This window comes from Komagataeibacter xylinus NBRC 15237 (assembly GCF_001571345.1).
Classification (GTDB): domain Bacteria; phylum Pseudomonadota; class Alphaproteobacteria; order Acetobacterales; family Acetobacteraceae; genus Komagataeibacter; species Komagataeibacter xylinus.
This window is the reverse complement of the sequence record NZ_BCTP01000005.1, coordinates 97,716-113,465: the sequence shown is the minus strand read 5'-3', so window position 1 is coordinate 113,465 and position 15,750 is coordinate 97,716. Positions and strand designations below refer to the sequence as shown.

Genomic DNA, 15,750 nt, shown 5'->3' with positions numbered 1-15,750 from the left:
GTCAGAAATCCAGCATGAAGAGGATATTGACCACCAGCACCAGCATGATCCCGCGGGCGAAGCCACGCGGCATGATGGTGGCCATCGTATCGTTACTGCTTACGGTCAGCCCTGAAATGCACGCCCCCAGCCCGACAAAGAAACCGACCAGCACGAATTTGAGCGGGATGATGAGGTAATCCCACGTGGTCATGGCCGCCAGCACGTTGAAGAAGAACGTCCAGACCGACGACGTGATCGCCCCGCTGGCATGCGCCACCACGAACCCCATGAGCAGCGACACCACCGCGAAGATCATGCCCAGCGTAAAGCCGCCCACCGTAAAGGCGAAGGTGCGCGGCATGACCAGCGCAAGGAAAGGGTCGATGCCACGCGCCTGCAGGCCGCGCACCTCGCCGCCAAGCACCATCATGCCGATCTCGGTCAGCGACAGCATGCCGCTGCGGCCCATCAGGATGATGCCCACGAGAATGGGCGCGATTTCACGCACCAGCACCGAGACCAGGATCGAGCCTGTCATCTGCGCCATGCCGGCATAACCCAGCCAGTACGCCGCCTGAGACACGACCATGAGGCCCGCGAGCGTCGCGGTAATGACAATGCTGAGGAAACCCCCGCCAATCACCTGCCGCAAGGTGGCACGGAACTCGTATATGACCGGCCTGCGCCATGAATTGGGGCGCAGGCTCTCGCGCAGCGTGCCCCACCCGGCCCCGATGAGCAGCAGCGTGAAGCGGACCTGATGGCGCGTCAGCCGCCCGATGGCGGCAAGCCATGGCGCAAAACGCCCTGCCAGCGCGGCGAAGCGGCCCGTGTCCCTGCTCTCCTCTGGCGGGGCCATCTGGGCCAGCACGCTTGATACCTCCTGTTCGGGCGGGGGGGGAGCGTTCTCTGTCATCGCCGCCCGGCCAGCACATAGGTGCGCGTCAGCCCTGCGCCGGGAATGAAGAACCGCCCGCGCTCACGGAACAGGAAGTTCTGGCGCAACTCGTGGTAGACATCCTCCGTCACCTGAATGGTGCCGACATCGGGCGCGCCCTGCGCCATCATCTCGGCCATGCCCATGGCATCACCCCACAGGTTGAAGGCCTGCGACGCCTTGCCAAGCATGCCGCCAAAGACGGGGCCGACATCAATGCCGATGCGGAAGACGGGGTCGAGGTCTTCCTTCGCCAGCACGGCCAGCGTGTTTTCACGCATCATCAGCGCCGCATTGGCCATGCGGAAGGCTGCCCCCATGTCGGGGGTGTGCGAGCAGCCGGCCACGCACACCACGCGGTGGCCGAGCATGCGGATGGAGAACAGCCCGCATTGCCGGGCGATGTCCTGCAGCATGCCCGCCATCGAATCGATCAGCCTGAGATTGGCCATCGGGTCGTTCTGGGCCGTCATGACCATGTCGGACAGGCTGATGACCATGATGGCCACGGCAGGGAAGAACCCTTCCATATTGGCCAGGTCCTGCGCCGAGGTCTGCCCGTTCATGCCCAGGCTGCCGGGCGCAAGCAGGAAGCCCTGGTTGGGATCATGCGCCACTTCGTCAGGCGAGGGCTCGGATTCCAGTTCCTCGCGCGCGGCAGCGACCGCCGTGTAATGCTGTGCCGAGAAGCGTGCCGCCGTAACGCCTGCCATCATTTCCACGAAATGGGAAACCACCTCCGCCCGCGGCGCATCCTCGAGCGTGATGACGCCCACGGGGCCGCTGCTGCCCAGAATGGGGCTGCAGAACAGCGCATGGCTGCCAAACGAGCGCATGTAGACACGGTAGAACGCCCCGACCCGCTCATCGGCTGCCGCATTTTCGGTTGTCAGCGCATCACCATGCGAGACGGAATCGAAGAAGGTCTTGAGGTCCGTGGTGGCCATCTCGAAGCCACCGGAATGCACATCCTGCTGCCGGTCGTAGGAATCGATGCACATCAGCGTGTGCCCGTCATGCAGGATGCGCCAGATGGCGGCCCGGCGGGCATGGGACTGATCGGCCAGGGTCTCGGTCAGCAGCAGGGCGTTATCTTCCGGGTTGAACAGGTCCGGGTAGGTCGCGACCGACTGGAGGGCATGGCTCTCGTAACTGGCCACGGCATGGGACTGGGCAATCTGCGCACGCATGCGGTCGGCCCGGCGCGCCTGCAGGAACAAAAGCAGCCCCAGCCCCGAGGCCAGGATCACGACAAGGACGATGAACAGCAGGTTCTGCCGCCCATCCGCCATGGCGAACTGCGAGAAATCATCCTCCGGCGCCACGAGCAGCAGCACCCAGCTATCGGTGCCAACGGGCAGGTTGGCGGTGATGGTGACGTAATTCTTGCCCTTGACCTTGACCGTGCGCGCGCCATCGCCATGAACGCGATATTCATCAAACGCCTTGGTCATGACAGGAAAGTGCTTCGGGTCGAGCTTCATCCTGTCGGGGTCGCCCCCGGCGGCGGCCTCGGCCTCCTGCATGCCATGGCCTGCGAGCACATGCCCGTCGCGGTCCATCAGGATGGCGTTGCCGCTTTCACCGATGCGCAGGGAATTGAGGAATTTGTTCAGATGCGCCAGCGACATGTTGATGGCATAGACATAGGTCTTGTCATCCTGCCCCTTATAGGGAATTGCCGCCGTAAGCGTGAGCTGGCGGGTCACTTCCACGATATAGGGGTGGGTCCAGTGCAACTGCCCTGCCTTGACCGTATCGGCAAACCAGGCATGGCCGCGGGGGTCGTAGGTGCCTGCCGGCGTCTGCCACTGCCGGAGCGTCTTGCCGTTGGCATCACGCAGTTCATGGGTGAAGACGGGCGGCTTGTTCGCCTCCCGCACCAGGGTGGTCAGAGCCACTTCCTGATTGTTCTCGCCATGCTCGAGCGTGCTGAAATTGCCATCGCCATCAGCAATGTAGAAAGACTGGATCTGCGGCACGTTGCGCAGCATGGTGCTGCTGTAGCCCATGAAGATCTTCTGTTCCACCGCGGGCGCGCCATGTTCGAGCATGTCACGCGCCACCACGCTACCAGACGAGGCCGGGGCGAGGAAGGAATTGACTTCCTTGGCGATGTAATCCTGCTGGCTGACCAGCAGTTCATGCGTCAGGGCCAGTGCGCCGGTGCGCACAGTACGGTAGGAGTGCCAGCCAAAGCCTGCGATGATGGCAATGATGCTCACCACGCCCGCCACGGGCACGCCCACATGCAGCAGGAAACGCTTGACCTGATCGGAAGGGGCAATCGTGGGATCGACAATCTCGTCCGTGGACAATGCTCTCTTCCTGTTCAACACATCAGGGCCAGTGGAGGGGCAAGCCTAGACCAAAGCCACCCGAACGGCCACTCCCTATTGTTACATACCGCCTATTCAGGTCAGCCACACGGGATCGGACAGGGCGGCCACAAAGGTCTGATGGGCCTCGATTTCCGCTGTATCGGGGCGCACGCGCACCGCCACATGCCCCGGCGGCCGCGCATAGGTATAGACGGCGATGCCCCCACCCCCTTCATCCACCGACAGGCCAAGCCCGCGCTGGCGGCCACCGGTCAGTTCAAGATAGACTTCGGCGAGCAGCTTGCAGTCGAGCAGGGCGTTATGGGTGGTGCGGGCCGAGAGGTCGATGCCAAAGCGGCGGCACAGTGCATCAAGGCTGTTGGGCATGCCGGGAAAACGCTCGCGCGCCATGTCCAGCGTATCGACCATGCGGCCCATATCAAGTTCAGGCAGGCGCGCGCGGGCGAGTTCCGCATTCAGGAAGCCGAAGTCGAACCGCGCATTATGGGCGACCAGCGGATCGCGACCCACGAATTCAAGGAAACCGGGGGCAATCTCGGCAAATTTCGGCTTTCCCTCAAGGTCGGCATAAGTAAAGCCATGCACGCGCGATGCCTCCTCGGGCACGTCGCGCTCGGGGTCGATCAGCACATGGAAATTATTGCCCGTGGGCAGGTCGCCCATCAGTTCCAGCGCTGCGATTTCAATCACGCGGTCGCCCTTGAGCGGGTCAAGCCCCGTGGTTTCCGTATCGAACAGGATGGAGCGTTTCATGCGGGTTTTCCCCTGTAGGCCGCCCAGGCGGCGGGGCTGGCGGCATGCATGGCGCGCAGCAGGCGCCTGACCTGCCGCAGCGTGTCATGCCGCGACAGCCCGGTTTCAATCACGATATCGGCCCTGCGCCGCCGGGCGGCATCGGCCATCTGGCGGGCCAGCACGGCGTCAAGCTGCGCGGGCATCATGGTGCCGCGCTTCAGCACGCGGGCGCGCTGGATGGCGGCGGGCGCGCTGACCACCACAACCCTGTCACAGATCCGCTCGGCCCCGGTCTCGAACAGGAGCGGTATGTCCAGCACCACCCACCGGCAGCCATCACGCCGCGCACGCTCAAGGAAGCGCGTGCGCGCGGCCCGCACCAGAGGGTGCAGAATGCCTTCCAGCCCGCGCATGATGGCGGGTTCGGCCAGTGCTGCACGCCGCAACACCGCCCGGTCCAGCACGCCATCACGCACGCAGCCGGGCACCAGCCTTTCAATGGCGGGCAGCGCGCGGCCATGCGGGGCCTGAAGCGCACGTACTTCGGCATCGGCATCGAACACGCGCAGGCCCGCGCGGCGCAGCAGGGCCGCCATGGTGGACTTACCCATGCCGATCCCGCCCGTAAGGCCGAGCACCCGCATGGCGTTCAGCCCCCCGCGTGGGCCGCGCGCAGGTCGGCATCAAGCAGGGCTTCGACCTCCGGGCCGATGCCAGGCTTCGCGCCAAACCATTTTTCAAACCCCAGTCCGGCCTGATGGATCAGCATGCCCAGCCCATCAACCGTGCGCAGGCCGTGGCGTGTAGCAAGTTGCAGCAGACCGGTCTGGCGCGGCACGTACACGATGTCACACACCACAAGCCCGGCATCGGCCTGCGCCAGATCGAGCGGGAAAGCGGCATCATCGGCTCCTTCCATCCCGATCGAGGTGGTGTTGACCAGCAGCGTGCAGCCCGCCAGCGCCTCACCGGCCCGCGCCCAGTCGATGACCTCGATTCCCTCAAGCAGGGCTGCCAAAGCCTCGGCGCGGGCGCGGGTGCGGTTGGCAATGACAACCTGCACGCCCCGGTCGAGCAGGCTTGCGGCAATGGCGCGCGCGGCCCCGCCCGCGCCGAGCAAAAGGGCGCGGCCATCACGCACCGCAACACCATGCGCCTCGACGTTGGCCACGAAGCCATCACCATCGGTGGAATAGCCCTCGATCTGGCCATCGGCGGCAAAGACCAGCGTATTGACCGAGCCTGAACGCCGGGCCGAGCGGTCAAGGCGGTTCACGATGCGATAGGCGGATTCCTTGTGCGGGATGGTCACGTTCACCCCCCGGAAGCCCGCCGCCTGCAACCCTTTCACCGCCACGTCAAACGCGCCGGGCCGCACGGGCAGCGGCACGTACGCGCCATTGATGCCGCCCTGCGCCAGCCAGAAATTATGCATGAGCGGCGAGCGTGAATGCGCCACCGGCCAGCCGATCACCCCCGCAAGCATGGTGTGCCCGTCAATGCGGGGGCTGCGTTCCATCGTGTTGTTCATGAACGGCGTATCCTGCTCAGTGGCGGTATTCTTCCCAGGCCTGGGGCAGGACGCGCGCAAGCCGCGCGGCCCATTCGGCCTGCCCCACGGGGGTTGCGATCAGGTCCTGCCTGATCTCGATTTCCAGATACGGCAGGCCGCGCCCTTCGGCATGGACCGGCACGGTGTAGTCATTCACATCCGTCAGCGCATAAGGCTCGTTGCTGCCCACCACCAGCCCGTCTTCCGCCGCCAGCAGGTCGCGCACGCGCAGGCCGAAGGCGGGGTTGCGGTTGTGCAGCACGCCCGTATGCCACGGCCGCGCCTGGCCATTCATGCAATCGGCAAAGCTGTGCAGCGAGACCAGCACCACGGGCAGCCCGGCCTCGAGCCGCGTGGAAATCTCGCCGCGGATCTTCTGGTGATAGGGCAGGAAGATTTCCTCCACCCGCCAGCCTTCCGCATCGGCGCTGAGGTCGGCATTGGCGGGCACCGGCGTGCCGTCGCTTTCACGCACGATGGAGGTGGGGTGCCCCGGCGCGCGGTTGCAGTCGATCACGAGACGGGAATAGGCCTGCTCGATCAGCACGCAGCCGAGCTTTTCAGCCAGAAGGCGGCCGGTTTCGGCCATGCCCAGGTCACAGGCGATATGGCGCGCCCGGTCCTGGGCACTCACCCCCATGTCGCCCAGTGCGACGGGAATGGCCTGGCCCGCATGGTCGCTGACCAGCACGAAGGGCAGCCCGCCCGCCGTGGCCACGCCATCGAGCGCCGACGGGCCGAACTGGATGACCGGCGACGGGTCGGCCGGGGTCAGCAAACGTGACGGCTCCTGTGCAAGGGCTGCATGGTGCATTGTGGCGTAACGTCCTCTGCCATGGGCGGGTTGGGGGCCGACATTACAGCCCTGACCCGCCAAGTGAAAGACCCCGCCGGAGCCACACGCCGCAACCCCGCTCCGCACCACGGCCCCATGCCCGCAGGATTGCGGCGCGCCACGATTGTATCTGCCGCGCCGCGCCGGTAGGGTGCGCTGCGCGCATTGGCATTGTGCCATGAAGGCGCGCCATAATCCTTTTCACACTTGGGGTAGCTGGAACACAGGATGCCGGGGAACGCAAAAACGCTGACGGATCAGGACGCGCACGAGGCGAACGCACAATGGGGCGGTCGCTTTGCCGGGGGGCCTGCGGCCATCATGCAGGACATCAATGCCTCAATCGGCTTTGACAAAGCACTGTGGCGGCAGGACATCGCGGGATCAAAGGCCCATGCCGCCATGCTCGCCAAAACCGGCATCATTTCCGGCGAGGACGCCAGGGCCATTACCGAGGGGCTGGACCAGATCGGCCACGAGATCGCGGCGGGCATGTTTGAATTCAGCACCGCCCTTGAAGATATTCACATGAATATCGAGGCCCGCCTGTCCGATCGCATTGGCGAGGCGGGCAAGCGCCTGCACACCGCACGCTCGCGCAACGACCAGGTGGCGACCGATTTCCGCCTGTGGGTGCGCGATGCGATTGACGGGCTGGAGCAGCAGGCCGCAGCCCTCATGCGCGCCCTCGCCCGCCGCGCGCTCGAGCACGCCGCCACCCCCATGCCCGGCTTCACCCACCTGCAGACCGCCCAGCCCGTGACCTTCGGCCATCACCTCATGGCCTATGTCGAGATGCTGGCGCGCGACCGGGGCCGCCTGAACGACGCCCGGCGCAGGCTCAACGAATCCCCGCTCGGCTCGGCAGCGCTTGCGGGCACGTCCTTCCCCATCGACCGCGAGATGACGGCCCGGGCGCTGGGCTTCGACCGGCCCACCGCCAATTCGCTCGATGCCGTATCGGACCGCGATTTCGCGCTGGAATATCTTTCGGCCCTGTCCATCATGGCGATGCACCTCTCACGCCTGGCGGAAGAAATCGTGATCTGGTGCTCGGCCCCCTTCTCGTTCATCCGCCTGTCCGATGCGTTCACCACCGGCTCGTCCATCATGCCGCAAAAGCGCAACCCCGACGCCGCCGAACTGGTGCGCGCCAAGGGCGGGCGCATTACCGGCGCGCTGGTCGGCCTGCTTACGGTCATGAAGGGCCTGCCGCTGGCCTATGCCAAGGACATGCAGGAAGACAAGGAACCCGTCTTCGCCGCCACCGATGCCGCCACCCTGTGCCTTGCGGCCATGGATGGCATGGTGCGCGACCTCACGGTCAATGAAGCACAGATGCGCGCCTATGCCGGGTCCGGCTTCTCCACCGCCACCGACCTGGCCGACTGGCTGGTGCGCGTGCTCAAGGTGCCCTTCCGCACCGCGCACCACGTGACCGGCCGCCTCGTGGGCAAGGCGGAAGCAAAAGGCGTGGGACTGGCCGAGCTGAGCCTTGCGGAAATGCAGGAGGAGGAAGCCGGCATCACGCAGGACATCTTCTCGGTGCTGAGCGTCGATTCCTCCATCGCCTCGCGCACCAGCCCTGGCGGCACCGCGGCCGACAACGTGCGGGCACAGGCCACGCACTGGCTTGACACACTGGGAGCACAGAAATGAACATCCTGACCAGCCTGCGCCGGGGCGCGCCCCGCTTCATGCTCATGCTCGCCATGCTGGCGGCCATGAGTGCCACGCTCGAGGCCTGCGGGCGCATTGGCAACCCGCACAGCCCCAGCAGGGCGATCTACAACAATTACCCCAACAAGGACCGCTAGGGCACACGCCGGTCAGGCCAGGTTGCCCGGCCCGAAACTGTCGGGCAGCAGGTCAGCCAGCGTGTGAACCACCAGCACCGTGCCCTGGGGCGAGATCATGGCGATCTCGGCCTCGGGCGGCGCGAATTCGCGTATCTTCTGGCGGCAGCCCCCGCATGGCGTGCAGGCGGTACCCGTGCCGCCACACACCACCACGCGCCGGATGTGGCGCGCGCCTGCCGCCACCATGGCCGCAATGGCGCCCGCCTCGGCGCAGGTTCCCTCGGGGTAGGCCGCATTTTCAACATTGCAGCCCGCAAAAACCCGGCCATCCACGGTCTCGACCGCGGCGCCCACCGCAAAGCGGGAATAGGGCGCATAGGCATGGGCCCGCACGGCCATTGCCGCCCGCGCCACGGGGTCGTGATCCATCATGGGGCTGTCCTTACCTGTTCTTTCCTGCGTCAACCACCTTGGAAGGGATGCGGCAAGGCGGTATCGTGCAGGCATCATGGCTGATACTCCCCTCCCCTGTCCCGGACAGGACCCTTCCGTCGCCGACCTTCTGGCCGTCCGTCCCGCGCTGTCAATGCACGCCATGGACGGGCTCGTGCTTGAAGACGTGCCGCTCAACGCCATAGCCGATGCGCTGGGCACGCCCACATGGGTCATGAGCGCCGGCACGCTGCGCGCGCGCTACCGCAGGCTGGCCAATGCCTTTGCGGCGACGGGCCACCCGGTTTCCATCCATTTCGCGGTCAAGGCCAACGACCATCTGGCCGTGCTGCGCGTGCTGGCGGCGCAGGGTGCCGGGGCGGACGTGGTCAGTGGCGGCGAGTTGCGCCGCGCCATGGCGGCGGGCATCCCGGCGGGCAGGATCGTGTTCTCGGGCGTGGGCAAGACCGTTGACGAGATGCGACTGGCGCTGCGCGCGGGCATTCTGCAGATCAATGTGGAAAGTGCGGAGGAACTCGAACTCCTCTCCGCCACGGCGCAGGCCGAAGGGCTTGAGGCGGCGGTTGCCCTGCGCATCAACCCCGACGTCGATGCAGGAACGCACGCCAAGATCACCACGGGGCTGGCCAACAACAAATTCGGCATTCCCTATAACCGCGCGGTCGAACTCTATGCCCATGCCGCAGCACTTCCCGGCATCCGCCCCGTGGGGCTGGCCATGCATATCGGCAGCCAGATCGTGCGCATGCAGCCCTACCGTACCGCCTATGCCCGGCTGGCCGCACTCGTGCATGCCATCCGCGCGCGCGGGCTGGTGGTCGACGCGCTGGACTGCGGCGGCGGCCTTGGCATTTCCTACCGCGATGAGAGCGAGGGCGCGCCCGAAGCACTGGCCGCAGCCATTCATGCCGAACTCGGCGGGCTGGGCACGCGCCTCGCCATCGAGCCGGGCCGCTGGCTGGCCGGGCCTGCGGGCGTGCTGCTGAGCACCGTCATTTTGCGCAAGCGCGGCTATGATGGCATGCCCCCCTTCCTGGTGCTCGATGCGGCGATGAACGATCTCATGCGCCCCAGCCTGTATGATGCCTGGCACGGCATCCTCCCGCTTTCGGCCAGGGATGCGAACGCCCCGGCCGAGGCGGTGCATGTGGTCGGCCCCGTGTGCGAAAGTGGCGATACCTTCGGCAATGACCGCACCCTGCCCCACATGGAGGCAGGCGCGCGCGTGGCCCTGCTCGACTGCGGCGCCTATGGCATGGTGATGAGCTCCACCTATAACGACCGCCCACTGGCGGCGCAGGTGATGGTCGATGGCAATCGCTGGGCTGTCATCCGCCCGCGCCAGCCCGTTGAGGAACTCTGGGCCGCCGACCATGTTCCCCAATGGGTGGACCAGACCCTTACCCCCGCTGGCGGAGGCCTATGACCGTCGGGCAGGACAGTATCCGGACGAACGGCGACCTGCCGCAACGCCTTGCGCGCGCGCGCGGCCAGGCCCGCCGCGCCCTGTGGGCCGAGCGCCTGTGGCCACTCATGCTGCCTGCCGCAGGTGCTGCCATGGGCGTGGCCCTGCTTGGGCTGGCGCGCGTGCCGCAGCGCCTGCCTGACAGCGTGCACGCGCTGGCACTCCTGGGGCTGGCTGGTGCCGTATCGTGGCGCACCTGGCGGCTGTGGCAGGCCGTAAGCCCGCCCACCGCCACCGAGACCGACCGCCGCGTGGAGCAGGCCTCCGGCCTGACGGGGCAGCCACTGCGCACATTGCATGACCAGCCCGCCAATACCCGCACCCCGGCCCTACATGAACTGTGGCAGCTCCACCTGCACCGCACCATGGCGGCCCTCGACCACCTGCACGGTGGCTGGCCGCATCTGCGCCTGCCCGCTTCAGGCTGGGTACGCGCGGCCCCCGTGCTTGCGGTGCTGCTGGCCGGAGGACTCGCCTGGACCGGGCCCCATGCCGCAAGCCGCATCACGGCTGCGTTCCTGCCCGGCATGGATGATGCCGATACTCCTGCCCCACAGGTCAATGCCTGGATCACCCTGCCCGACTACGCGCCCGGCGCTCCGGTCTTTCTTGATGCCACCCATGCCACCGCCACCATTCCCGCAGGGGCCGTGCTCAGTGTTACGCTGAACGGGCTGGATGGCACGCCCGCCCTGCGCATGCAGGCCAGCCAGTCTGGTCCCGCCATCGGCCCCCACCCCTTTCATCCGCTGGGCAAGGCAAGCTGGAGCGCGCAGGCCACCCTTCTGGCCAGCGGCACGCTGCGCCTGCGTGGCCGGGGGCGCACGCTGGCGCAATGGAGCCTGCACGTTACTCCCAACCCGCCACCCGATGTGGCCTGGGGGCCAAACCCCGGCAGCGGCGAGGGGGAATGGCGCACGCGCCTGCCCTACCATGTGGCCCAGCCTTACGGCATTGCCAGCCTGCACGCCGAACTGGTCATGCCCGACGGCCCGAACGATACCCTGCGCGTGCCGCTGCCGCTCAACGGCCAGCCCCGCACGGCTGATGGCGTGGCAACGCCCGACCTGTCAGACAGCCCATGGGCGGGCGAGGACGTGACCGCCCGGCTTGTGGCCACCGGCCATAGCGGCACCACCGCAACATCCGCCCCCATAAAGCTGCGCATTGGCGCGCGCGCATTCAACAACCCGGTCGCCAAGGCCATTCTGGACATCCGCAAGCGTCTCGCCCTACACCGCGAGAACCGGGCACAGGCCGCGCGTGAGCTGGTGGGGCTGGGGCAGGCCGATACCGTGCTGACCCACCATGTCGGCCTGCTGCTGGCCCTGACCAGCACCGCCGCCCTGCTGGGCAGCGAGGATGTGAGCGATGAGGCCGCCATTGCCCAGGCCACCGCGCGACTGTGGTTTCTGGCCCTTGATGTGGAGCACAACCGCCGCGACATTGATAACGAACAGGCGGATTTTGGCGTAAAGGCCGCGCAGCAGGCGGTGCGCCAGCAGCTTGAGCATATGCACGAAATGGGCCCCAAGGGGCAGGATGCCGAGCAGCAGGCCGAACTCCAGCACCGCATGCAGGCGCTCAAGGATGCGATCTCGCGCAAGATGCAGGCCCTGGGCCAGCAGGCCATGCGCGAGCATTCGGCCATTCCCGCCCTGCCGGAAATGACCCAGCAGGGCGAGCAGAATCTGGGCCAGATGATGCAGCAGTTGCAGGATGACGCCGCATCGGGCCGCGATGCCGACGCCATGCAGAAACTCCAGCAGATGGAGGACATGGCCGACGGCATCCGCAACGCAACCCCGCAGGACATGATGCAGTTGGCCCAGCAGATGCAGGCCCGCCAGCAGGCCCGCGAACTGCGCCGTGATCTGCGCGATCTGGTCACCCGCCAGTCGCAACTGCTCGATCATGCCCAGTCACGCCTTGATCAGGACCAGCACCAGCGTGAACGCGAGGCCGCCAGCCGCCAGACCGACATGGATGAGGATGATGGCGACCTGTCCTCCATGTCCACCACCGACCTTTTGCGCCAGCTTGGCATAACGTCCCAGGGCGGCACTGCCGCTCCTGCCGCCCCGCAGGCAGGGCCGCCCCCGCCACCCAGCCTGACGCCCGAGGCCCGTACGGCCCAGCAGCATGCCGACCGCGCCATGCAGCATGCCCTTGCCCGCGCCCTGCATGAACTCCAGCGCGAGTTCAGGCAGGCCATGGGCAAGGACATGCCCGCCCTCGACAAGGCCCAGGCCGACATGAAAGCGGTGCGCACAGCCCTTGGCGCGGGCAAGGACCCGGAGGCTGCGGCGGCGGAGAAAAAAGTGCTGGCCGACCTGCAGCAGGGCAACCAGCAGATGCGCCAGTCCATGCGCAGCCAGAGCAGCAAGGGCACCATCAGCGTGCTGCTGCCCATGCTGTCTGATGATGGAAAGGGCAAGGGTTCGCACGGCAGTGGCGGCAACCAGGCCGGCGACCCGGATGATGAGGATGACGAACAGCAGCAGGCCGGTGACAAGGGCGATCGTGACCCGCTTGGCCGCAAGAGCGGTGGCACCCATAGCGGGATGGATAACGACACCCATCTGCCCGACAATGCCAGCCGGGAACGCGCGCGCGAGATCGAGCAGGAACTGCGCCGCCGCGATGCCGATCGCACCCGGCCGCCAGAGGAACTGGAATATCTCGACCGCCTGCTCCGCCCGTTCTGAGCAACCAAAAGCTTCTAGGCGCCACCTTTTTTTAAAAAAGCGGCGTTCTTAGAAGCTTTCTGAAAAAAGCTTCACCAAAAATTTTTGTCTGTTTCCTGCGGCTTCAGGCGTTGCCTGCGTCGCTCTGACGCACCGGTATGGCCTGTGTCACCGGGGCGGTGGCAAGATCGATTGCATCATAGGAGGGCGCGCGGCCCGCCATTTCCGCGCCATCGCCGGGCAGAAGCTGGGCATCGGGCAATTCGCCCTTGGCGCGGGCCTGTAACAGGCGCTCGAGATTTTCACCGATATGGGGATAATCCTCGACCAGCTTGCGAAAGTCGCGCGCGCTCATGGTCATGAAATGCCCGAACTGCAACGACCGGCTGGTCGCCGCCACGCGCCCGTCCTTCAGCGCTTCCTCGCCGCCAAGCACGGCCCCGGCCCCGAAGCGCACGTCATGCTTGGGGTAATGCGTCTCGGCAAGGCCCGCGCTGATGAAATAGACCGTGCGCACCTTCTGCCCCTTGCGGTACAGCCGCTCGCCGGGCGTGGAGAAATGGATCGACATCTTCATGGCAATGTCATGCAGCACGCCATCGGCCACGCCCTCGAAGAGAGGGAAATTGTGGATACGACTTTCAATACCCGCGCGGATGTTGAACTTGAGCCGGAAATCAAGCTGCTCGCGGCGGTGTTCCACATCGCGGTGCAGTTCACGGTGCAGTTCCTCGCTCAGCAGCGATTCCGACATCAGGGTATCGTATTTTTCCTCTTCAAGCCTGAGCGCGATCTGGCGCAGCATCCGGTTTTCCAGCGCCTCGGAATACCCATGATAATGCAGCCGCAGGGTCTGTAGCGCCTCATCAAGCAGCTTGCACTGCCGGCCAAGCACCTCGCCCACGATCTCGCTGATACGCACGCCAAGCGTCGGCTCCATGCGCTGGCGCATGAAGCGCGTGAGCGACAGCGAGACGAAATAGCCGATCATCAGCATCTCGAAACGCTCCATCATGCAGTACATGAGGGGGGTGTCGAAATTGAAGCGATGGTGGATGAACTGCGCCACGCGAAAGCGCAGCGAGGGCCGCAGCCTGCGCCGCAAGGCGCGCACATAGCCAAAGCGGCCTTCGAGGCGCGCGCCATCCACCATGGCCTCGGCCGAGCGCAGCAATGTTTCCATCACCCGGCGCGACAGGCCCTGAATGCGGAACAGGTCGAGCAGGATGGAACGCTCGCGGTTGGCGACCACGATCAGTGCCAGCGTCACGCGCTGGCGGTCGCCGAGTGCGGTATCGAACGTATTGGCCTGCTCCTCGGAATGGACGCGCCGGTCGAGCACATCGACCACCGTGCTGGTCACGTTGGGCGAAAAGCCAAGCTCGCCCGCCACGTCGCGCGTCTGGTCACGCACTTCGCCAAGGCCGATGGCCAGGATCTGGTGGCGCAGTGCCTGATCGATCAGCGGCAACTGGTCAAGCTTGAGGAACAGCACGAGGTAGCGCAGCGACAGCCCGTTGACGAACAGCGTGATCAGCACGAACCCCGTGGCGATAATGCCGATGAAGTGCGCGATGCTGCTCGAGACATGCTCGTTTTCCGTCACGGCCAGCGCCAGCGCCAGCGTAATCGCCCCGCGCAGGCCGCCCCACACCATCGTCACCTTGAACGGCGTGGGCACCGGCGGCGAGAGCTTGGTGGCGGCAAGAACAGGCAGCATGCCAAACACCACCGCCCCGCGCGCGAGCAGTCCGGCACCGGCAGCCACAAGGATCAGCACGCAGTCCCACTTCGTCATGCCCACCAGCAGGCGCGGCACGAGCATCGATGCCAACACGAACACCAGCGACCCCGCCCAGAACACAAGCTGCTGCCACAACTCGTTGAGGAAGCGCCAGGTCTGGGGCCGGAAGGTGGACGGGCCATAGATGGAGATGGTCAGCCCCGAGGCCGCCGTGGCCACCACGCCCGAAAAACCAAGGAATTCATCACATACGATATAGGACAGGTAGGGCAGCGCCACCGTCAGCGTGACCTCGGCCGCGGGAGCGGCGCCCAGGGCCGGGATCATCATGAGCACCAGCCGCCCGAACAAGATGCCAATGATGAGCGCGCCAATGAACGAGACCAGGAACTCCAGCACCGCCCCGCCCAGCATGATCTTGTGGTGCGACGTAATCGAGCCGAGCAGGATGGTGAAGATGGAAATGGCCGCCGCGTCATTGAGCAGCGCCTCGCCCTCCACCAGGCGGGTCAGGCGGCTTGCCGCCCCGATTTCCTTGAAGATGCCCGCCACCGCCGACGGGTCGGTCGTGGCCACGATGGAGCCGAGCAGCAGGCATACCGCAAGCGGCATGCCCGCCAGCGGATAAAGCGCGAAACCGATGGCGGCGGTGGACACGGCAACCGCCACTACGGCCAGCAGAAGCACGGTGGCGGTTTCATGCGCCAGCCTGCGCACATCAATGCCAAGTGCGCCCTGAAACACCAGTATGGGCAGGAAGATGAGCAGGAACGCTTCGCTGTTAAGCGGAAAATCCAGCAGCGTTTCCGCAGCGCCATTGAATATTTCCAGATGGCTGTTGCGCAGCACGAGATCGGCCGCACCGCCGATCACGATGCCCACGATGGCAAGCAGCACGGTCTCGGACAGTTCGAGGCGGCGGGCAAGCGGCTGGACCGCGCTGACCACGACAAGCAGCACGGCAATCGCCATCAAGATTGCTGCCAGACCCGCTATCTCCATTCAAAATCCCCGCCTTCCGGCCACATCAATATATAATAGGCCAACCCTAGCGACCGACCATGAACAGATTATGTTCATTGCGTATCGGTACTGCAGAATCCGGCGTGGTGAACTCAATATCTGGCCGCAAGAGGTGTTCCTTCAAGGACCAGAAGCGCCAGTACCAATAATGCCACAGAAGCGTTGCATGAACAACACAACAGCGATCACATTATGT

Annotated in this window: 12 protein-coding genes; 4 read left to right on the top strand and 8 right to left on the bottom strand. The window is 65.7% G+C overall.

Features of this window, described 5'->3' with window-relative positions; genetic code table 11:
- Window position 1: 1 nt before the first annotated feature.
- The 6 genes from GXY01S_RS03580 to GXY01S_RS03555 form a co-directional block, all read right to left on the bottom strand.
- Window positions 2-898, bottom strand: coding sequence for an MlaE family ABC transporter permease (locus GXY01S_RS03580; RefSeq protein ID WP_082770705.1), 897 nt, complete (start codon window positions 896-898; stop codon window positions 2-4).
- On the bottom strand, window positions 895-3,237 hold the full coding sequence (locus GXY01S_RS03575; RefSeq protein WP_061272011.1) for an adenylate/guanylate cyclase domain-containing protein: 2,343 nt from the start codon (window positions 3,235-3,237) through the stop codon (window positions 895-897). The genes GXY01S_RS03580 and GXY01S_RS03575 overlap by 4 nt, the downstream gene beginning before the upstream one ends.
- 96 nt (window positions 3,238-3,333) lie before the next feature.
- The gene (dnaQ, locus tag GXY01S_RS03570; protein ID WP_061272010.1) at window positions 3,334-4,014 is read right to left on the bottom strand and encodes a DNA polymerase III subunit epsilon; all 681 of its coding nucleotides are present in this window, start codon (window positions 4,012-4,014) and stop codon (window positions 3,334-3,336) included.
- Complete coding sequence (coaE, locus tag GXY01S_RS03565; protein WP_061272009.1) at window positions 4,011-4,640, bottom strand: dephospho-CoA kinase; 630 nt, start codon at window positions 4,638-4,640, stop codon at window positions 4,011-4,013. Before coaE ends, dnaQ begins: the two co-directional genes overlap by 4 nt.
- A 5-nt stretch (window positions 4,641-4,645) precedes the next feature.
- The gene (locus GXY01S_RS03560; protein WP_061272053.1) at window positions 4,646-5,515 is read right to left on the bottom strand and encodes a shikimate dehydrogenase; all 870 of its coding nucleotides are present in this window, start codon (window positions 5,513-5,515) and stop codon (window positions 4,646-4,648) included.
- 28 nt (window positions 5,516-5,543) lie between these two features.
- Entirely contained in the window at window positions 5,544-6,362 is an 819-nt protein-coding gene (locus tag GXY01S_RS03555) for an N-formylglutamate amidohydrolase (protein ID WP_061272008.1), read from the bottom strand.
- 249 nt (window positions 6,363-6,611) lie between these two features.
- On the opposite strand from GXY01S_RS03555, the gene argH reads away from it, so the two are divergent.
- Window positions 6,612-8,042, top strand: coding sequence for an argininosuccinate lyase (argH, locus tag GXY01S_RS03550; protein WP_061272007.1), 1,431 nt, complete (start codon window positions 6,612-6,614; stop codon window positions 8,040-8,042).
- Complete coding sequence (locus GXY01S_RS18485; RefSeq protein WP_165165702.1) at window positions 8,039-8,200, top strand: hypothetical protein; 162 nt, start codon at window positions 8,039-8,041, stop codon at window positions 8,198-8,200. The genes argH and GXY01S_RS18485 overlap by 4 nt, the downstream gene beginning before the upstream one ends.
- Window positions 8,201-8,212: 12 nt before the next feature.
- On the opposite strand, the gene cdd is transcribed toward GXY01S_RS18485, so the two are convergent.
- Complete coding sequence (cdd, locus tag GXY01S_RS03545; protein ID WP_061272052.1) at window positions 8,213-8,611, bottom strand: cytidine deaminase; 399 nt, start codon at window positions 8,609-8,611, stop codon at window positions 8,213-8,215.
- A gap of 79 nt (window positions 8,612-8,690) precedes the next feature.
- On the opposite strand from cdd, the gene lysA reads away from it, so the two are divergent.
- Both lysA and GXY01S_RS03535 read left to right on the top strand, forming a co-directional pair.
- Window positions 8,691-10,061 (top strand): diaminopimelate decarboxylase, encoded by a 1,371-nt coding sequence (gene lysA / locus GXY01S_RS03540; RefSeq protein WP_061272006.1) that lies wholly within the window; start codon window positions 8,691-8,693, stop codon window positions 10,059-10,061.
- Window positions 10,058-12,808, top strand: a complete 2,751-nt coding sequence (locus tag GXY01S_RS03535) for a DUF4175 domain-containing protein (RefSeq protein WP_061272005.1) — start codon at window positions 10,058-10,060, stop codon at window positions 12,806-12,808. The genes lysA and GXY01S_RS03535 overlap by 4 nt, the downstream gene beginning before the upstream one ends.
- Window positions 12,809-12,911: 103 nt before the next feature.
- Here GXY01S_RS03535 and GXY01S_RS03530 read toward each other — a convergent pair whose 3' ends face one another.
- Complete coding sequence (locus GXY01S_RS03530) at window positions 12,912-15,533, bottom strand: cation:proton antiporter (protein ID WP_061272004.1); 2,622 nt, start codon at window positions 15,531-15,533, stop codon at window positions 12,912-12,914.
- Between the last annotated feature and the right edge of the window lie 217 nt (window positions 15,534-15,750).